This is a genomic window from Agrobacterium bohemicum (genome assembly GCF_001562555.1).
GTDB lineage: Bacteria > Pseudomonadota > Alphaproteobacteria > Rhizobiales > Rhizobiaceae > Agrobacterium > Agrobacterium bohemicum.
Window position 1 is genome coordinate 168,197 of the sequence record NZ_KQ961029.1, and the last position, 20,093, is coordinate 188,289.

At 56.3% G+C, this 20,093-nt stretch carries 17 protein-coding genes; all 17 read right to left on the reverse strand.

Features of this window, described 5'->3' with window-relative positions; genetic code table 11:
- Positions 1 to 13: 13 nt before the first annotated feature.
- The 17 genes from miaB to ATO67_RS13080 all read right to left on the reverse strand — a co-directional run bounded on the left by miaB (position 14) and on the right by ATO67_RS13080 (position 20,072).
- Positions 14 to 1,435: a tRNA (N6-isopentenyl adenosine(37)-C2)-methylthiotransferase MiaB gene (gene miaB, locus ATO67_RS13000; protein ID WP_067649552.1), complete on the reverse strand. Its 1,422-nt coding sequence runs from the start codon at positions 1,433 to 1,435 to the stop codon at positions 14 to 16.
- Positions 1,436 to 1,485: 50 nt separating this feature from the next.
- The gene (olsA, locus tag ATO67_RS13005) at positions 1,486 to 2,286 is read right to left on the reverse strand and encodes a lyso-ornithine lipid O-acyltransferase (RefSeq protein WP_067649555.1); all 801 of its coding nucleotides are present in this window, start codon (positions 2,284 to 2,286) and stop codon (positions 1,486 to 1,488) included.
- A gap of 32 nt (positions 2,287 to 2,318) precedes the next feature.
- Complete coding sequence (locus tag ATO67_RS13010; protein ID WP_425352212.1) at positions 2,319 to 2,699, reverse strand: Fur family transcriptional regulator; 381 nt, start codon at positions 2,697 to 2,699, stop codon at positions 2,319 to 2,321.
- Between the two features lie 113 nt (positions 2,700 to 2,812).
- A complete protein-coding gene (locus tag ATO67_RS13015) occupies positions 2,813 to 3,307 on the reverse strand; it encodes a GNAT family N-acetyltransferase (protein ID WP_067649561.1) in 495 nt (164 codons plus the stop codon).
- 39 nt (positions 3,308 to 3,346) lie between these two features.
- Positions 3,347 to 4,015 carry a tRNA (adenosine(37)-N6)-threonylcarbamoyltransferase complex dimerization subunit type 1 TsaB gene (gene tsaB, locus ATO67_RS13020; RefSeq protein ID WP_067649563.1) on the reverse strand — a complete coding sequence of 223 codons (669 nt, stop codon included), beginning with the start codon at positions 4,013 to 4,015 and terminating at the stop codon, positions 3,347 to 3,349.
- Positions 4,016 to 4,033: 18 nt separating this feature from the next.
- Positions 4,034 to 4,597, reverse strand: a complete 564-nt coding sequence (locus tag ATO67_RS13025; protein ID WP_062451583.1) for a NifU family protein — start codon at positions 4,595 to 4,597, stop codon at positions 4,034 to 4,036.
- A 118-nt stretch (positions 4,598 to 4,715) separates the two neighbouring features.
- On the reverse strand, positions 4,716 to 5,207 hold the full coding sequence (locus ATO67_RS13030) for a universal stress protein (protein WP_067649568.1): 492 nt from the start codon (positions 5,205 to 5,207) through the stop codon (positions 4,716 to 4,718).
- A 110-nt stretch (positions 5,208 to 5,317) separates the two neighbouring features.
- The gene (trpS, locus tag ATO67_RS13035) at positions 5,318 to 6,382 is read right to left on the reverse strand and encodes a tryptophan--tRNA ligase (protein ID WP_067649570.1); all 1,065 of its coding nucleotides are present in this window, start codon (positions 6,380 to 6,382) and stop codon (positions 5,318 to 5,320) included.
- Positions 6,383 to 6,463: 81 nt separating this feature from the next.
- Entirely contained in the window at positions 6,464 to 8,065 is a 1,602-nt protein-coding gene (gene murJ, locus ATO67_RS13040) for a murein biosynthesis integral membrane protein MurJ (protein WP_067649572.1), read from the reverse strand.
- Positions 8,066 to 8,071: 6 nt separating this feature from the next.
- Positions 8,072 to 10,900 carry a [protein-PII] uridylyltransferase gene (locus ATO67_RS13045; protein WP_082760256.1) on the reverse strand — a complete coding sequence of 943 codons (2,829 nt, stop codon included), beginning with the start codon at positions 10,898 to 10,900 and terminating at the stop codon, positions 8,072 to 8,074.
- Positions 10,901 to 10,987: 87 nt separating this feature from the next.
- Positions 10,988 to 13,639, reverse strand: coding sequence for a DNA mismatch repair protein MutS (gene mutS / locus ATO67_RS13050; protein WP_106404957.1), 2,652 nt, complete (start codon positions 13,637 to 13,639; stop codon positions 10,988 to 10,990).
- A 178-nt stretch (positions 13,640 to 13,817) separates the two neighbouring features.
- Positions 13,818 to 14,699, reverse strand: a complete 882-nt coding sequence (gene olsB, locus ATO67_RS13055) for a l-ornithine N(alpha)-acyltransferase (protein WP_067649580.1) — start codon at positions 14,697 to 14,699, stop codon at positions 13,818 to 13,820.
- A 98-nt stretch (positions 14,700 to 14,797) separates the two neighbouring features.
- Positions 14,798 to 17,044, reverse strand: coding sequence for a PAS domain-containing hybrid sensor histidine kinase/response regulator (locus ATO67_RS13060; protein ID WP_067649582.1), 2,247 nt, complete (start codon positions 17,042 to 17,044; stop codon positions 14,798 to 14,800).
- A gap of 55 nt (positions 17,045 to 17,099) precedes the next feature.
- Entirely contained in the window at positions 17,100 to 17,588 is a 489-nt protein-coding gene (gene lspA / locus ATO67_RS13065; RefSeq protein WP_067649865.1) for a signal peptidase II, read from the reverse strand.
- Entirely contained in the window at positions 17,588 to 18,448 is an 861-nt protein-coding gene (locus tag ATO67_RS13070) for a TrmH family RNA methyltransferase (protein ID WP_067649584.1), read from the reverse strand. The genes lspA and ATO67_RS13070 overlap by 1 nt, the downstream gene beginning before the upstream one ends.
- A complete protein-coding gene (locus ATO67_RS13075; protein ID WP_067649587.1) occupies positions 18,445 to 19,614 on the reverse strand; it encodes a class I SAM-dependent methyltransferase in 1,170 nt (389 codons plus the stop codon). The genes ATO67_RS13070 and ATO67_RS13075 overlap by 4 nt, the downstream gene beginning before the upstream one ends.
- A 107-nt stretch (positions 19,615 to 19,721) precedes the next feature.
- Complete coding sequence (locus ATO67_RS13080) at positions 19,722 to 20,072, reverse strand: LapA family protein (RefSeq protein WP_067649590.1); 351 nt, start codon at positions 20,070 to 20,072, stop codon at positions 19,722 to 19,724.
- Between the last annotated feature and the right edge of the window lie 21 nt (positions 20,073 to 20,093).

A 20,093-nucleotide genomic window follows, 5' to 3' on the forward strand; every position in this document is an offset into this window, starting at 1 on the left:
CTCCCGTCCAAAGTCAGTGTCGGTCCCCACTCTCGCTGTCTGCCACCTCGGCAAACAAGCTGTTTGGACCCGTTGCGGTGATTCGCACATGAACAATGTCGCCGATTTTCATGTCGTTTGCATCAAGATTCACAGATTGCAGCCAAGGAGATCGTCCAATCAACTGCCCCGGCATGCGACCGGGCTTTTCCAGCAACACATCCATCGTCTTGCCAACCAGCGAACCGGCAAATTCATGCTGTTGTTTCAATAGCAAAGCCTGCAAACGTTCAAGCCGCTCACTTTTTACGTCTTCCGGCACCTGATCGATCAAATCTGCACCAGGTGTGCCGGGACGCGTGGAATATTTGAATGAAAAGGCCTGCGCGTATTTCACCTGCTCCACGATGGCGAGGGTATCGGCAAAATCCTGATCCGTCTCGCCAGGGAAACCGACAATAAAATCCCCGGACATAGCGATATCAGGGCGGGCTGCGCGAATCTTTTCGACAAGCCTAATATACTCTTCGCCGGTGTGGCGCCGGTTCATGGCTTTCAGGATCACGTCGGAGCCCGATTGTACCGGGAGATGCAGATAAGGCATCAAAATGCGGAGATCACGATGAGCTTCGATCAGTTGATCGTCCATGTCTCGCGGGTGGCTGGTGGTGTACCGCAAGCGGGCGATACCAGGAATTTCCGCCAGCCGATACAGCAGCTCCGCAAGTCCCCATTGCTCGCCATTGGGGCCCGATGACCGCCAGGCGTTGACGTTCTGGCCAAGCAGCGTGATCTCCCGCACGCCAGAATCGACCAACCTCATTGCTTCATCAACGATCTGCTGCACGGGCCGCGAGACTTCAGACCCCCGCGTGTAAGGCACCACGCAGAAGGTACAGAACTTGTCGCACCCTTCTTGCACCGTCAAAAAAGCCGTGACACCACGCGCCCGGATTTTTGCCTTTTCCGCGACAGGCAAATGCTCGAACTTGTCTTCGACTGCATATTCCGTTTCGATGACACGCTCACCACCGCGGGCGCGCCGCAGTGCTTCCGGCAAGCGATGGTAAGTTTGCGGACCGATGACAACGTCCACCGCTGGCGCACGGCGCAGAATTTCATCGCCCTCCGCCTGCGCCACACAACCCGCAACGCCGATCATGAATTCGCGGCCCTGTTCCGCACGGGAGGTCTTCATATCCCGTAGGCGACCCAGCGCGGAATAGACCTTTTCCGCAGCTCTTTCCCGGATATGACAGGTGTTGAGAAGAACGAGATCTGCCTCGTTGATATCCTCGGTCGGCTCGTAGCCGTCCTTTGCCAGAGCATCGCCCATGCGAACGGAATCATAGACGTTCATTTGGCAGCCATAGGTCTTGATGAAGACCTTGCGGCTGTTTGCGCCCTCGCGAAGGGCGGGTGGGTTGGCTTCAAGGCCGATCAATTCCTGGGTCATGGCCGTTATCTAATGTTTTAAAGCACCATGTTAAACAGAAAAATGCACAATCAACGAGACTTTCGCCATCCGCCGCGCAAACTGAAATTCAACATGGTGCGGATAGAGGTTGTCGCATCGGCGCTCAATGTCTTGCGATTATCGCCACGGCGGAATGAAATCGCCTCCCCGAAAGAGACGTCGACATCGATGGTGCCTGCTTTCATGATACCAAAAAATGACGGCACCAGTTCGATGCTTCCCGGCCATGCAGCAACTGGGCGGTGATAACGACCCATCGCCATGCCCTGGATGCCGGTATAGGCAACCGCCACCGGCTGCACATGCACCATCTGCCCGGGCACCTGCTCGGCCGCACTGGAGGCCGCGCCAAAAAGGGAAGATTTGATCGGAAGAAGTCGATTGCCGTCCGACGTCGTTCCCTCGGGAAAAAGAAGAACGATTTCACCATTTGCCATGCGCTGCGCGATGTCGTTGACCTGCTCGCCGGCATTGCGCTTCTGATCACGTGTGACGAAAATCGTTTTTTGCAGACGGGCCAACACACCGAAGACCGGCCAGTCACGCACTTCTGTCTTGGCGATGAAAACCACGTCGGCAGTGCTGCCCAAAACCATGATGTCGGTCCACGACACATGATTGACCGCCAACAGCAGAGGCTTGGCACGCTCCACCTCGCCATGGATGTGAACCTTTATGCCGAGCAGATGACAGGCCACCCTGTGCCAAAACCGCGGGAGGCGGCGGCGGATCGGCCAATCAAAATGAAGGGCAACAAGTTGCACCGGCAACAGCACCAGCGTGACCAGTGTCAGAACGATGGTGAAATACATCACTCGCAGCCACATCATCGCTTCATCCGCTCCGTGGCACCATGTCTGGCTCAGCCATCTTCGGGCTTCAGCGGCACGCCGTAAAGTTCGAGCCTGTGATCCACCAGCTTGAAACCATGTTCACGCGCAATCTTTTCCTGAAGCGCTTCAATTTCGGCAGAGCGAAACTCAATGACGACGCTGTTCTTCAAGTCGATCAGGTGATCGTGATGCTCTTCCGGCATGGTTTCATAACGCGAGCGGCCATCGCGGAAATCATGACGTTCGATGATGCCTGCATCCTCAAAAAGCTTGACCGTGCGATAGACTGTAGAAATCGAGATGCGGGGATCGACGGTTGACGAGCGACGATAAAGCTCCTCGACATCCGGATGGTCTTCGGATTCCTGTAAGACGCGGGCAATCACACGACGCTGATCGGTCATGCGCATACCGCGCTCGGCACATAGTTCTTCCAGCGTTTTCGAAAGGTCTATCACGTCTTGTAACTCTCAGGTGCTTCCGTTGGAATGGCGCTCAGGCGCTGTGCAATCGTTACAACGAACTAACGAAGATCACGACGCATGACAAGCGCCGTCGATTTCGTACCATCCTTGGCAGTATAGTAGGCCTGCCGTTCAGCCACGGTTTTAAAGCCCAGCTTTCTATAAAGCCCCACCGCAGAGGCGTTACCGCCATCGACTTCCAGAAACATGGTTTCAGCACCGCGCATCTCCGCCTCACGCATGGCCGCCTGCATCAGCCGCCAACCAAGACCGGCGCGTGCGAACTTTTCACTGACAGCAACGGTTAGAATTTCGGCCTCACCGCCCGCCTCTCGCGACAAAACGAAGCCGCCCATCGGCTTGCTGAAAAAGGCGTTGGTCTGGCGTGCGACTGCACCAAAAACGCTACTCTGGCTGAGCAGACCTGAAAACTCGCCGTCATTCCAGGGACGTGAGAACCGCGCGCTATGCAACTCGGCAACCTCGACACAGTCGCCGTGAACCATGGTCACGATCTCGAAGTAAGGTTTCCAGCTCAGGTAATCGTCAAACATCGAAAGGAATCATCCGCATCCAAACTCTGAATGGCCCTATCAGGCAACCGGACGTCGTTCCAGTGCAAAACCTGACTGTGGTTTGGCGTCTGGTCCACGCAGATACAGCGGCGCAGGTTTTGGCATGCCCTGTGGCTTTTTCGCGCCCAGACGGGCAACGGTTACAATCGCAAACCGGTCCGGCCCGGAGCCTGTTTCCCCGCCAATAAAAAGCGGTGCAGCAGAGCCGATGACGGTGCCAGCAAAGCCTGCAAGTGCTGATTTCGCCTCTTCGAGTGACAGGAGTGCTGCCTCGCCGGTGGGCGATCCATCTGGGGCGAAGGTCTGGAGATAGGCTTCGTCACGCTTGGCATCGAGCCCGACAGCAACCGACAGCCCAGGATTTTGAGAATGGTGTTGCGCCGCCAGTGTTTCCAAAGTCGTGATGCCCACCGCCTCGATACCTAGCGAAAGCGCGAACCCTCGAGCCGCAGCCACGCCCACGCGAATGCCGGTAAAAGACCCGGGACCGATGGTGACAGCAATCCGCTCAACATCTTTCAACGCCAAGGAGGCCTGCAGCAAAGCACCGTCGATAATACCCATCAGCAGTTCCGCATGGCCCTTGCCGATATTTTCTGTCACTTCGCCCAGCACAACATCCGCTGCGCTGTCATAAAGGCAGGCAGAGCAATCCACACCTGACGTGTCGATGGAAAGAACGATCATGGGATGAGCCGTCCTCTTTCAGACGGCTTCGACTTCTTGCACTTCTGGAACGAAATGGCGCAAAAGGTTCTGTACGCCGTGTTTCAGCGTTGCAGTGGAAGACGGGCAACCGGAGCATGCACCCTTCATGTTGAGGAACACAGTGCCATCGCGGAAACCGCGGAAGGTGATATCGCCGCCATCTTGTGCAACAGCAGGCCGAACACGTGTTTCGAGAAGTTCCTTGATGGTGGCAACGATAGTCTCGTCACCGGCTTCGAAGAACTCTTCTTCCTCATCGGAGATTTCGGCGGCAACAGCCGTTCCCATCAGCGGGCGACCGGACATGAAATGTTCCATGATCGAACCGAGAATTGCCGGCTTCAGATGCTGCCACTCGGCGCCGTCCTTTGATACGGTGATGAAATCAAAGCCGTAATAGACGCCTGTCACACCCGGAATTTCGAACAAGACTGCAGCCAGCGGCGAGGCTTGCGCCTGCGCGGCATTCAGGAATTCAGCCGTGCCACTTTCCAAAACGACTTTGCCTGGAAGAAACTTCAGCGTTGCCGGGTTCGGCGTGGATTCCGTCTGAATGAACATTGCAATCTCCTTCGGGATACGCCATCGACATCCCGCAATTTAGAATACTTCCAAAATACGCCGGACGAAGATCAACTTCAAGTCCTGACATGATAAACACATTCAAGAAATCTGATAATCAGCAGAGAGCGTCGATTTCTTCATCCGTGAGAGTATCTGGTAAAACCGTCACCGGGATCGGAAATGCAGCACCCCGCCCCGCGATGGAGGACACCAATGGCCCAGGCCCTTCTTTGGTCGATCCCGCCGCAAGCACGAGAATGGCGATATCCCGGTCCTCATCGATCAAGCCGTGAATCTGTTCGGCGGCATTGCCTTCTCGGATCACAGATTCCGGCTCCATTCCAACGCTTTCGCGCACCTTTTGCGCCACCTTGGCCAAGGATGCTTCAGCTTCTTCTCGCGCTTCGGCGCGCATGATCTGCTCGACGCCGAGCCATTGCTGGAAATCGCCTTCCGGGATCACATAGAGAAGCACGAGCGCGCCATTGGAGTTTTTTGCACGGCGACCCGCATAGTGAACGGCCCTTTCGCACTCTGGCGTTCCATCGATGACAGCTAGAAACTTGCGGCGGTGTCCTTCGAGACGCGAAAGCCGTTTCGATACCATTGCGTACTCCTCTATTCGTCGCGGCAGGACAAACCGCCCGATGGCTCGGGCGACATTATATCAAATCCCGAGATTTAAACATGTTGTTTACCGAGAGAAATGTCTGAGCGTCAGCGCAGGAACCCGATGATATCGCGGACTTCGTTCATCGTCTTTTCAGCGATCACCCCTGCCCGCTCGCCGCCCTGTTTCAGAATTCCATCGATGTGACTGACATCGTCAAGCAAGCGACGCATTTCTCCGTTGATGGGGGCAAGGACATTGACCGCGAGATCAACCAGAGCCGGTTTGAATGCGGAGAACTGCTGCCCCCCGAATTCTGCCAAAACGTCTGCCTTGGTCCGGTCGGACAAAGCCGCATAAATGCCTATCAGGTTTTCAGCCTCGGCACGCCCCTTCAGGCCATCCACTTCACTTGGCAGCGCATCGGGGTCTGTCTTTGCCTTCCTGATCTTTTTCGAGATCGCATCGACATCATCCATAAGGTTGATGCGCGACAGATCGGAGGGATCGGACTTAGACATTTTCTTCGTACCATCCTTCAAGGACATGACACGCGGCGCCGGACCGCCGATCAAGGGTTCCACCATCGGGAAATACGCATGCACGGGCTCATCGCCAACCGTGATATCGACGCCGAGACCGGTCGGACGGATGTGATCGCTGAAATCGATATTGAATTTCTGCGCAATATCGCGGGCGAGCTCGAGATGCTGCTTCTGATCATCGCCTACAGGTACGTGTGTTGCACGATACACGAGAATATCGGCTGCCATCAGGCTTGGGTATGCCAGCAAACCAAGCGAAACCTGTTCGGTGTTCTTGCCTGATTTGTCCTTGAACTGCGTCATCCGCTCCATCCAGCCGATGCGCGCCACGCAGTTGAACACCCATGCCAGTTCGGCATGCTGCGGCACGGCGGATTGATTGAAAACGATTTGCTTGACCGGATCAATACCCGCCGCGATGAAGGCGGCGGCAATCGAGCGCGTCTGAGACTTCAGGTCGGCGTGCACGAGTTGCGCGGTGATCGCATGCATATCAACCACGCAATAAATGCAATCATTGTCTTCCTGCAGAGCGACGAATTTGCGGATGGCACCGAGATAGTTGCCGAGGTGAAGGTTTCCGGTTGGCTGGACGCCTGAGAAAACCAGTGGCTTGAATGCGTTCATGATCGTCCTCGAAAAGGCTTGTGGAGGGCCTTGCCCCGCGTTTCAAATTGGTGGCGCTTATGCACCCGCAACAGCCTGCAATCAAGGGGCTTCAGTGGGGTCTACCTGACTTTCCGTTTTCGCCTGTCGCCGCTTCAACCCCCGTTTGACCATGCCGAGATTGGCACCGCCAGTCAGGAAGGCAAGTCCGAAATAAAGGACCATGGATGCTAAAACGAGAGTTACGAGTGTTCCGGCCCGCACCACAATTGAGGACGCAGACGACAGTTCGAAGGCGAGATAGGCCAGTGCGTAATGGATGGCGATGGCCATGACCCCGGCTGCAAACAAAAGCCGCGGAATGCGGGTCAGAAGCGGAATGTCAATTTTCCAGTGTCCCCGCCAGAGCAGCATGCCGAAGAGAAGTGCGGCATTGACCCAGCCTGCGGTAATTTCAGCTGTAGCAATGCCGGGTCCGCCATAGGATGGAAAAAGGGTAAGCGCCATCGACACGTTGACGATAACAGAAATCGCCGCAAAGATCATTGGTGTACGGGTATCTTCGCGGGCGAAAAAGCCGGGAATGAAAGCCTTGATCAGAACGAAGGCGGGAAGACCCAACCCGTAAATACCAAGAATTTCAGCGACCGTTCCAGTTGCCGATGCGGAGAAGTTGCCGCGCTCATACAGAAACCGCACGATAGGTTCGGCCATGACAAGCAGGGCGGCTGCGGCTGGCAGCGTCAGGAACATGACGAATTCGACTGAGCGGTTCTGTAAATTGGCGGCTTCTACCTGATGACCACCGCGCAAAGCGCGGGCGAGTTCCGGCAACAGCACGGTGGCCACGGCAATGCCGACGACGCCAAGTGGAAGCTGATAGATGCGATCCGCGTAAGCCAGCGAGGAGATAACGCCCTCTTTGCCCGATGCAATATTGGTGTTGATCAACAGATTGATCTGAGTGATGCCGCCGGTGATTGCGGCAGGCAGAGCCAGAACCAGCAGGCGTTTGACGTTTCCGGTCATGCGAGGACGGCGAAAGCCGATCTTGATACCGGCATTGCGCACGGCAATCCAGACGATGGCCAGTTGCACGAAACCGGCCGCCATCACGCCCCAGGACAGGGCATAACCCACCTGAAGCGGATCGTAGCTCTTCCACCAGGCAAAACCGAGTACGCCGATCAGGATGATATTGAGAAATACTGGCGCGATGGCCGCGGCAAAATAACGATGCAGCGAGTTCAACATACCGCCCATCATAGCCGCCAGGGACATGCAGGCGAGATAGGGAAACATGATGGTTGCAAGGCGCACGGTATTATCGAATTTGACGGCGTCCTCAACGAAGCCCGGAGCAATGACTGTTCGCACGATGAACGGCATCGACAGTTCCATGAGGATCGTCAGCGCCATCAAGACAGTGAACAGGACACCGAAGACCTCTTCCGAAAAGCGCTTTGCACCCTCCATACCGTTGGCCTCGATTTCCTTGGCAAAAAGCGGCACGAAGGCAGAATTGAACGCGCCTTCGGCAAACAGTCGGCGGAACGTATTGGGGAAACGAAACGCCGCATTGAAGGCATCCGCCACCGGACCCGTACCGACGGCAGCAGCCATCAACATTTCACGCGCGAAGCCGAAAAGGCGGCTACCGAGGGTCGCGGTGCCGACGGTTGCGAATTTTCCAATCAGGCTCATGGATGTTTACGCCTTCGCCGTTCGTGCGGGCGGCAGTGCCGCAACATCGGGATGAGCTATGATGCCTGATGGCATCCGATCCCGCAATTCATCCTCCTGCTCGGCCATTACCGCTTTCAGACGTGACGCAATGCTCGCCTGACGGTTATCCGTCATCACCTTCTGGCCGAAGAGATCGGTTACATAAAAGGTATCGATGACCTTCTCGCCGAAGGTGGTGATGCGGGCGGAGGTGATGTCGAGCGACAAATCCGCTAACACGGCCGTCATATCCGCAAGCAGGCCCGTGCGGTCGAGGCATTCGACTTCGATTACCGTGAACTTGTTGGAAAGCCCGTTCGAAATGGTGACTGATGGTGGGATGTTGAATGTCTTGCTCTTCTTGCGGCCCTTGGTGCGGGTCGCGATAATTTCCGGAATGCGCTTTTTGCCCGCCAGAACCTCTTCGATCATCTTGCCGATGTTGTTGGCACGACGCGTCTCGTCTTCATCAATTGGAAATTCCCGGTTGATGAGGATCGTATCAAGCGCGCGCCCGTCCGAAGTGGTGAAGATTTGCGCATCGGCGATGTTGGCACCCGCAGCCGCACAGGCACCTGTTATGATGGACAGGAGACGGGGATGATCCGGTGCAAGAACCGTAATTTCTGTAATGGCGTGGAAGGAATGCGTGCGCACCATGGTGGACATCGCCTGTTCCCGCTTGTCCGTTTCGCGCAGAAACCGTGTGTGACGGATTTGGTCCTGAAGATCGACAGACAGCAGGTAAGGCTCGTAATGCAGGCCGGAATATTTGCGCCGCGCCTTCTGTCCCCAGTCGGTCAAGGCGTCGTAAAGTGCTTCTCGCGCAATTTTGGCGCGCTCCTTGCGCGACGTTTCAGAGAAGCCGCCAGACAATAGAAGTTCTGTTTCGTAATAGAGGGTGCGCAAAAGCTGGCCCTTCCAGCCGTTCCATACATCCGGCCCGACAGCCCTGATGTCACAGACGGTCAGGATCAGCAGCATTTTCAGCCGCTCCATGGACTGCACCTTGTCGGCAAAATCCGTGATCGTCTTGCGGTCATGCAGGTCGCGGGTCTGTGCAACCATGGACATCAGCAGATGCTGCTCGATCAGCCAGAACACCGTTTCGGTCTGCTTGCTGCTCAACCGGAACCGTTGGCAAAGCTTGCGCGCCACCCTCGCACCGGCAATGGAGTGGTCCTCCTGCCTGCCCTTGGCCACGTCATGCAGCAATACAGCCACATAAAGAACATCGCGGTCCTCGATAGCTGGCATCAAGCGGTTGACCAGCGGGTGTGTATCGACAGCCTGCCCGTTATCGATTTCAGCCAGCACCGCAACGGAGCGGATGAGGTGCTCGTCGACGGTGTAGTGGTGATACATATTGAATTGCATCATCGCGACGATCTTGCCGAAATCCGGGATGAATTTGCCAAGAACTCCCGCCTCGTTCATGCGGCGTAATGTCAGCGCCGGATCGCGCCGCGAGGTCAGGATCGCCAGGAAGAGCCGGTTCGCCTCTTCATTGTCGCGAAGTTCGTGGTTGATCAGAGCCAATGAACGGCTGACCACCCGCAAAGCATCCGGGTGGAGCTCGAGATTGTTGATATCGGCCACATGAAACAGCCTGATAATGCTGACCGGATCGGTGCGAAACACATCGATATTGGCCAGCGCAATGCGGCCACGATCTTCCACGAACTCGTCAGAACCCGGAATTTTACGGAGACGATGGGCAAAGCGGCTGAACACACCGGAGAGACCCGGCACGTCCTTGGCCTGTTTATCCTCGAGTGCCGCACACAGGATGCGCGTAAGGTCACCCACATCCTTGGCGACCAGGAAGTAGTGTTTCATGAAACGCTCGACAGCCGAGAGGCCGGGGCGCGGCTGATAATTCAGTGCTGCTGCAATTTCGCGCTGGATGTCGAAGGACAGACGCTCTTCTGCCTTGCCAGTGATAAAATGCATCTGGCATCGTACGGTCCAGAGGAAATCATCGGCCTTTTCGCACAGCTTAAGCTCACGTTTGGAGAGGACGCCAAGCTTTACCAGTTCTGCCGTGTCGCGCACGTGATAATAATATTTGGCAATCCAGAACAGCGTGTGCAAATCGCGCAGACCGCCCTTGCCTTCCTTGACATTGGGCTCGACCAGATATCGCGTATCGCCTGCCTTGCGGTGGCGTTGATCGCGCTCGGCAAGCTTTGCAGCAATGAATTCAGGGCCGCTATTTGTGACAACCTCGGTCTCGAAACGACGCTCCAGCTCATCGGCAAGGACTTGGGCACCACAAATGGCGCGCATTTCCAGAATGGCGGTTCGGATGGTCATATCGGCCTTGGACAGGCGAATACACTCGTCCACCGTGCGGGTGGCGTGGCCGACCTTGAAGCCGATGTCCCACAGAATGTAGAGAACGAACTCGATGGCCTTGTTCATATCAGGCGTATTTTTTACCGGAAGCAGAAACAACAGATCGATATCTGACCCTGGCGCCAATGTTCCCCGCCCATAGCCACCAACTGCGGTGATCGCGATTTTCGGTGCGTCATTGGGATAGACATGTTGGCAGGCCAGATCGTAAAGCACTTCGATCAAGCGATCCTGAAGCCAGGAAATCCGGCGGGCGCAATCAATGCCGCCGCCTTCCGTATCCAACAGTTCACGGGCTTTTTCTCGGCCTTGGGCACTGGCCTTCTTAAAAATCGGCAGGAGGTCGGATCGCACATCGACCACACGCTGCCCATCACCCTGAAAGACGCGTTCACACTCGCGTTTCAGTGCCGTAACATCGAGTATCGTGGAAAAATCCAAGTCTTTCGTGGCCATTGATGCCGATATCCATTTCATATGGGCTATGCTTTCGGCATAGCCCTATAACGATTTTTGAACGTGATGGACAGGCACTGTAAGTCTTTAAGCCTTGCCAAGTTGTTTCTTGAGCGCATAAAGCGCATCCAACGCTTCTCGTGGCGTCATTTCGTCCGGGTTGAGCGCTTTCAAAGCCTCATCGACCTTCGAATTGCCCTGTGGGCGGCTTTCCTCGCGTCGCACGGCAACCTGAAACAGCGGTAGATCATCGATCAGCTGACTTGCCGGATTTTTCCGGTCGGCATCCTCAAGCTGGGTCAGAACGGCCCTTGCCCGCTCAACGACGGAAGCCGGAAGACCGGCAAGTTTTGCCACCTGAATACCGTAGGATCGATCTGCTGCACCCGGCCCGACCTCATGCAGGAAAATCACGTCACCTTCCCATTCGCGCACCTTCATGGTGGCATTGGACAGGCGACCCAGCTTTTCAGACAGTACCGTCAGTTCGTGGAAGTGGGTGGCGAACAAACCACGGCAGCGGTTCACCTCATGCAGGTGCTCAACCGCCGCCCAAGCGATGGAAAGACCGTCGAAGGTTGCCGTGCCGCGACCGATCTCGTCCAGGATAACCAGCGAACGATCCGTCGCCTGATTGAGGATTGCCGCCGTCTCCACCATCTCCACCATGAAGGTCGAGCGACCACGAGCCAGATCATCCGATGCACCGACACGCGAAAACAGGCGATCGACAATGCCGATATGGGCTGATTCTGCCGGGACGAAAGAGCCAATCTGGCCGAGAATGGCAATCAACGCATTCTGGCGCAGGAATGTCGATTTACCGCCCATATTGGGACCGGTCAGCAACCAGATCGCGCCATTACGGTTGCCACCGACGGCCGAGAGATCGCAATGATTGGCAATGAACGGGCCTGTCGATTGGCGACGCAATGCCTGTTCCACCACGGGATGGCGTCCACCCTTGATGTCGAACATCATCGAACCATCGACCACTGGACGGCAATATGCCTGCTCTGCTGCAAGACATGCAAGACTTGTTGCAACATCAATGGAAGCCAAGGCCAACGCCCCGGCCTTGATCGCTTCGGCGTGCGAGACAACGGCCTCGACCATTTGCGTGAAAGCCTGCAACTCTATCGTGAGGGCCTGCGAGGCGGCATTGGCGATACGGCTTTCCAGATCGGCAAGCTCGGTAGTGGTAAAGCGCATAGCGCCCGCCATCGTCTGGCGGTGAATGAAACGGGCTTTCGCCTCGGCACTTGCCATCATCACGTCGGCATTGCCTGCGGTCACCTCGATGAAATATCCCAGCACATTGTTGTGCTTGATCTTCAGCGATTTGATGCCCGTTTCTTCGGAATATTGCAGCTGTAGACCGGCAATCACCCGCCGGGACTGGTCGCGCAACGCACGTATCTCATCCAGCTCGGGGTTCGAACCCTCCCGCACGAAACCACCATCGCGTTTAAGCAAAGGCAATTCGTCCGCGAGCGTCGCGCCAAGCATCGCTTCAAGTTCGATCGGTAGCGCTTTCAAAGAGGCAAGCGCCGTTGCCAACTCATCCGGCAACAAGCCTTGATCCAGCAATTCAGCGACCCTGGCAGCAGCGTACAGACCAAGTCTTATCGCGCCCAGATCACGCGGCCCGCCTCGATCAAGCGCCAGACGTGACAAGGCGCGCGGCATATCGGCAACGTGTTTCAGCGCGTCCCTGAGACCATCGGACAAGGACACGTCATCCAGCAAATAGGCCACCGCATCAAGTCGCCCGTTAATCCTGTCCGCATCGGTGAGAGGAGACATCAATCGCTCAGCCAGAAGGCGCGCACCGCCACCGGTGACGGTGCGGTTGATCGCATGCAACAGCGATCCATCCCGTTCCCCTGACAGCGTTTTGGTCAGCTCAAGATTGGCCCGCGTGGCGGGATCGATGAACAGTGTCGAGGCCGAACTTTCGCGCTCCGGTGCCGCGAGAGGCGGGCGCTCTGCAATCTGGGTTTTCTCGACGTAAGCGACTGCGGCAGCCGCAGCGGCCATCTCGACGCGGGAGAAAGACCCGAAACCGTCCAGCGTAGAGACGCCGAAGTAACGTGCAATGCGACCCTCCGATGTCGCACTATCAAACAAAATGGCGGGCTGCGGCACGGCCACACGGCCAAGCATATCAAAAACCGGCTTCAGCTCTTCATCATGGAACAGGCTATCTGCGACGATCAGCTCGCGTGGATCTATCCGCCAGATATCGGCCAGAAGCCGCGTCAGCGTCGTCTCGGCCAGACGGAAGACGCCAGTGGAGATATCGATCCACGCTAGCGCAAATTGTGCCTCTGCACTGCCCCTGATACGGGCGAGCGCCATCAGATAATTCGATTCCGTCGGCGACAGAAGTTTTTCTTCCGTCAGCGTACCCGGCGTTACGAGCCGTACGACATCCCGCCGTACAACGGACTTAGAGCCACGTTTTTTCGCTTCCGCCGGGTCTTCCGTCTGCTCACATACCGCCACGCGATAACCGCGAAGGATGAGTTTTTGCAGATAGTCATCCGCCGCATGCACCGGCACGCCGCACATCGGGATATCCTGGCCAAGATGCTGACCCCGTTTCGTCAACGTAATCCCGAGCGCCCGTGACGCCTCAGCCGCATCATCGAAGAAAAGCTCGTAGAAATCGCCCATGCGATAGAACAGCAACGAACCGGGGTTGTTCGCCTTGATCTCGATATATTGCTCCATCATCGGAGTCGCCGAAGCGCGGCTCTCTTCCGATATGAGCGAGGCAGTGGAATGAACGTCCGTCAATGGCTTTTCAATATCGGTTTGGTGTTGCGAGAAACGAACACCAGACTAACGGCCCCACCCCTTGACGACAACACATTCAAGCCGCCTGCCCACAGGAAGCTTTGATCTGAAGACTTTAGCCGTTGAAACGTTCGGCTTCACCACCGTAATAGTTGATGTAGCGATTGGCGATGGCCGATACGGGCAGAATGACGAGCACATCCGTGGTGTTGAAAGCGTGATCAACCACAGCGCCAGTGCCGAACATGGCGCCCAGCCGCATATAGCCCTTTATGAGCGGTGGCATGGCAAAGAGAGCGCGGCGCGGATTGATCGCCTCCAATGGCATCATGTCCATTTCGCAATAAAGCTCCGGCAGCGCGGCCGCTGCCCAGTCCCCTTTTGCGCCACAGGTGTGATGAAGGTAGGACAGCGCCAGCGCATGTGCCTCCGGCTGCACACCGGGAAAGGATGCGCAGCCGATCATGGCATCCATACGGTGTCTGACGGCATAAGCCCAATTGCCTTGCCAGAGCAATTCAACCGTTCTTTTCGTGCGATATTCCGGCAGCACGCAGGAGCGTCCCAACTCCATGAACCGCTTGGTTGGGTGGCGGTCGATCAGCCCTTCGATGTTGAATTCGCTGGCCGAATAAAAACCATTATTGGCAAAAGCCGTGTCCTGCCGCAGCAGCCGATAGGTGCCGACGATCTGATCTTCCGGATCACCTTCGATGGAGTTGTCCAACACCAGAAGGTGGTCGCAGACCAAATCGAACGCATCGATATCACGCTCTCGGCGCATGGCTTCGGCTGGCAGGCGCGCACCCATTTCCTCAACGAAAACACGGAAACGGACATTCTGCGCGGCGTCGATTTCGCGCTCGTTTCTGGCAAGTCGGGTTTCCAACGGGCCGATGCGGCCGAAAACATCATCGTTGCGCTTTTGCGAAACGGGAAGCGCGCTGATGACGACATTTCGCTCGCGAATGTCGTATTCGAGAATTTCCGTGACCATGGAGAATCGCCCCACCACCGTTGGTTTCTGGCTGTCATAAATCACTTATTGACGACAGAACAGTGACAACGGGCAGCATAACCAACAGCAGATCAAATCTAAATTTTGCCCAAGCGTTTTTGGGGAAACAGGCGAAGCACCTCCTCGATCAACCGCTTCGGTTCAACCGGTTTTGTCAGCACTGTTGCGATCCCGGCTTCCAGTAAAATCGCTCGTGTTTCCCAAGTCGTATCGCCGCTCAACACCATCAGCGGAATCTTATTATTTGAAAGCTGCACACAGAGGTGCGGAAGAATAGCGAAGCCGTCCCCCCCTGGCATATGCAAATCGGAAATAACGAGGTCCGGCAAGCCGGATTTCTCAAAAAGCGCCTCTGAAAGTGCTGCGAAGTCGCTCACCACGTGCACTGTGCAGCCGGACTTCTCAAAGACGGCACGCAGTATCCGTGCGTTGACGGGATCGTCCTCGGCAATGAGAACATCAAGTTCCCTTCGTGTCTCATCCAATGCGGGCGAAAAACCAACCCCGGGATGATGATTATCGTTGATCGCATCGCGCGGTTCCATGCCGCGCAGGCGTCCGCATAAAACGTCCATCAGAGATTTTTCCCGCAGCGGTCGGATAAGCCAAGCATCGAACCCATCGCGTGGCTGCGATGCACGTTCCTCCGGGTTAACGAGCAATATGTGTCGTATCGTGCGGCCTTGCACCGATGGCCATGCCTGAAGTGTGTCGCGAAAAGCAGGCGCGACGCGATGATCAACGATGATGTCGGTCACGTGGTCCAAGTCATCGGGTGCTTGCCGCCTCAACTCCTCCAGTTGGCGTGGTGTGGAAACATGGGTGCAGATGCCGCCAAGGGCATGGATCGAGCCCGATGTCGCCGTTGCGGCGACACCCTGTGGCGCAAACAGCAATACGTTCGAGAGGCTTAGCGCGCCGACGCGGTTGGATGGTATGACCGGCGCCAAAGCGGACGCTGGCTGGAATATCAAGGTGAAGGTACTGCCTATGCCCTTCTTGCCTGACACGGACAATGTTCCTCCAAACTCACGAATGATGCGAGCAGATATGGCCAGACCAAGGCCTGTGCCAGCGCTACGTTGAGCGGCGGAGCCCGCCTGTTCGAACTCTCCGAAGATTCGCGCCTGCTCGGACTTGCCAAGACCCGGACCCGTATCCTCCACCTCGATTGAAAGTGCGTTGCCTTTCATGGAAGCCCGAACGAGAACTCCGCCCTTGCTGGTAAATTTTACAGCATTGCCGATGAGGTTGAACAGGACCTGCCGAAGACGGGCTGGATCGAAATCGAGATAGTCAGGCACATCCGGCGCAACGATGGATGCAATTTCGATGCCTTTTTCATGGGCGCGGTGAGCGAGCATCTCCACCACGCTTTCGATGAGTTGGCGCAGATTTTCTGCTCGTGGATTGAGCTTGAACCGCCCGGCTTCCATGGTGGAGAAGTCCAGCAGATCCTCAACGAGCTGCACCAGCGCCTGGCCGGACTGGCGCATGCCATCCAGATAATTGCGCTGCTCCTGATTAAGAGACGTTTGCGACAGGAGATGGTTCATGCCCAGAATGCCTGATAGCGGCAGGCGAATTTCGTGGCTGACGGTTGCCAGCAATCTGCCCTTGGCGGCATTGGCGTTTTCCGCTCGAAGCCGTGCATCTTCACGGGTGACGATAGCGGCGCGCTCGTCAGTGACATCACGGGCAATGCTGCTGATCACCAGCCGGCTGCTCGTTCCGTCATGGGCGATGGTATCGTGCCATGTGAAAATGCGCTGACCGTAAGGCGTGGCGATTTCGACATCGTAGCTGTGGACCCTGTCGCCCGGGCGAAAGGCAATGCCGATTTCTTCGCATGTCTTGCCTTGCGGCTCTCCGCAGCCTGTCATTTCACGAAAGGTGCTGTTGGCGTGCAGAATGCGCCGGTTCATATCGCGGGTCACGACGATATCGCCCATGGCTTCGTGCATTTCCGCCACGAGCGCGGCGTTCTGCATTTGCCGCGCTTCTACGACCTTCACATCCCTCACCGATGCCTGACGCAGAACGGCGGCCCGAAACATCATGTAGAAGGCGCAGGATACGCAAATGGAAACGGATACGGCCGCCATGTAGAGGGCGACATTTCCGCCCAGATACACAGCGCTTGCGAAAGCAAAACCACAGCCAGCGGTAAACAGCGTAACCGTTCGAAGAAGACTGTTGTAAAAAGGCAGGCCTGACGGCTTATCCGGGCTTCCGTTATGCCCAGCGGTATCGGAAACCCCACTCGTATCGCTGGGGTCGAACGCTTCAGAAATCCGGTTATTCAGTTTCGCCAGTTCGCTCATGTATAACGGCTAGCACGGCAGCAGTTTTGATTGGCTTGGCTTGAACGTTAAATTTTTAGCTTTTCTTCGTTCTTGCGTGCAGTATTTCGTCCAGAATGACGCAACCAGCACCGATGGTGATGAACGAGTCCGCCAGATTGAAAACCGCAAACGACCATGTGTCGGTATGAAACAGGATGTAATCGATCACATGACCATAAAGAAACCGGTCGAAGATGTTGCCAGCTGCGCCGGCAATGATCAGCGCGAAGCCGAGATGTGCGAAGGTGCGATCAGCTTCCGTCTTGCGCCACAGCCAGATGACGAAACCGACGATCACCAGACGCATCGTGACGATGAACCATCCCTCCATGCCTGAGAGCATGGAGAAGGCAACGCCGAGGTTATAGGTGCGATAAAGCGCCCAGAAAGGCATCACCGGCACCATTTCCTGCAAGGGCAGGTAGGCTTCAACCAGAATCTTGACGATCTGGTCCGTGATCAATGCGATGACGATGAATATGACTGCAGGGATCGGTCTGGAGAACAATGCGGGTTTCGTCATCATTTTACCGGTGCAAGTTCGAGAACATGGCGGCGCGCTTCAAACAGCATAACGGCCGTTGCAACCGCCAGATTAAGGGAGTCAGCACGTCCCTGTTGCGGAATACGGGCCAGTTGATCGGCCTTTCCAGCCAGCTCCGGCGGAAGACCGCCTTGCTCGTTGCCCATCAAAAGCACAGTCGGCTTCTTTTTGTAATCGATTGTTCTGTAATCCACAGAGCCTGCGAGATGGGTCGCAACGACGCTGACACCAGCTGATTTCTTCCAACTCAGAAACTCGTCCACGGTCGCATGCGCGACAGGTATGGCGAAGACCGAACCCATGGTGGCACGCACCGTCTCCAAGGAAAATGGGTCGGTGCAGTCACCAACGAGTATTACGCCGGAGGCACCTGCCGCATCCGCCGTGCGGATGATGGTGCCGAGGTTGCCGGGATCACGGACCCTGTCGAGTGCAATATAAGTCTGGCCGTTATCAGGCTGGATGTCTTTTAGCGGCGTCCATTTCTGATCGAAGATGCCCACCACCATCTGCGGATTATCGCGGCGGGTGATGGAGGACAGAATTTTTTCGGTGACCTCGAGAACCAGCCCACCGGAGGCAACCGTCTTTGTCGCCACCTGCTCGACCAGGGATTTACCCTTGGCATTTTTGGCATAAACCAGCGTGCGGATCGTCCAGCCCAATTCCAGAGCATCGATCACCAGCTTTAGGCCCTCGGCCATGAAGGTACCGGTTTCTTCCCGACCCTTTTTCTGGGTCAGGTTCTTGATGTCCTTGATGATGGGGTTGGCTAGGCTCGTTACTTCCTTGACCTGACCTACCCGGCCGGGTCGATTTTCACGTCGGTCATCGATCATTTCGGCACCCAGCGGCTGAAGAGAGAGGTAGAAAGCACACGCCCCGGCGTTTTGCCATCGAGGCCTGCCTCGCGGATGACGAGTTCGCCAGACGCGACCTCCCCGCCTGCGCCGCGCATGGTTTCCCGCATCAATTCATGCATGGAGTAAAAGCTGGCTCGAATCGAATAGGCTGTCAGCACTAGGCCCAGCGCCTTGGGCGACAGGATATCGCGACATACATCCAGCATCAGCGGCAAATGGTCGAAAAGCTCCCACACTTCACCGTGTGTACCCCGTCCAAATTTCGGCGGATCGGTGAGGATGATGTCATAGCTGTTGCCGCGACGTTCTTCACGCAGGATGAATTTCATCGCGTCTTCGCAAATCCAACGGATCGGCGCATTTTCCAGTCCGGCCAATGCCTGATTTTCCCGCGCCCAGCCAATTGCCTTCTTGGACGCATCCACATGGGTCACCTCAGCGCCGGCAGCAGCGGCCACTAAGGAGGCTACGCCAGTGTAACCGAACAGGTTGAGGACTTTTAGCGGACGATCAGACGCTTCAATCGTGTGTTTCAGCCATTCCCAATGAACGATCTGCTCGGGGAACACGCCGACATGGCGAAAGGCGGTGAAACGACCGAGGAAGTTGACACCGAGAAGAGAGAGCGGCCAAGTTTCTTCCAACGGTGCCTTCGGAAAACGCCAGCGGCCCATACCGTCTTCATCGGTATCGCCGCTGAAGATGGAATCGGCATTTTCCCAGACTCGATCCGGCAGGCTCGGGCGCCACAGCGCCTGCGCTTCTGGACGCACGATGCGGTATTGGCCGTATTGCTCGAGCTTCAACCCGTTACCAGTGTCGATCAGATGGAAATCACCGGCGCCCATCGATTCCAGAATGACCGGAACTCGCTCGGCCGGTAGTACACCCGTTCTTTGCTTTAAAGGACGTGGCGGAACCTGCTCTACATCAGGCGGCGCAATCTTAACCTTGGCGGTGGTGTTGTCCCTAACAGCTGGCCTTGACGGTTTGGCAGCAGAACTCGCGGAAGGCCGCACATGGTCGACATTACGGCCACGGGGCGCAGCGTCGTTTTGCTTTGCCGGTTTGACCGAATTTCTTTGCCGGGGCTCCTGCCCCGCGCGCGGCTTGGCACCCGGGCGGTTGTCTTTTTTCTTCAACGGGGTTCTTTCCAAGTCTGACCGCATCTCATGCGGCGGCCAATAACATCACGGCGCGTTATTATCAAAGGGCTGCGCTGTCAAAACCTATCACGTTGCGAGCAATTTTACTTGGAGGCGATGCGGGCATCCACCGGCGCATTGATCGCGACCGTGGTGGCGGCCGCCTTATGCCGGTTGGCTTCATCGTGCCAGCGTATGGCTTCCTTGGCTTCAGTGCGGGCGCGCTTCCGATGTTTCCCTTGCGAAAACCACGTGACCATCGATCCCAAAAACACGCCGAAAATGACGGCTAGAAAAATGAAGACGAAAAACGGGGCCGAAAACGACAACAAGCTGTCATCGGGCTTGAAAGGGTTGAGCGCCAGAGTGACGGCCTGCCGGTTTGCCACGCACAGCACGACCAGAATGATAGCCAGCGGCACGAAAACCAAAAGGTTGACGATCTTTTTTGACATCCAACGATACTCCGTCCTTCG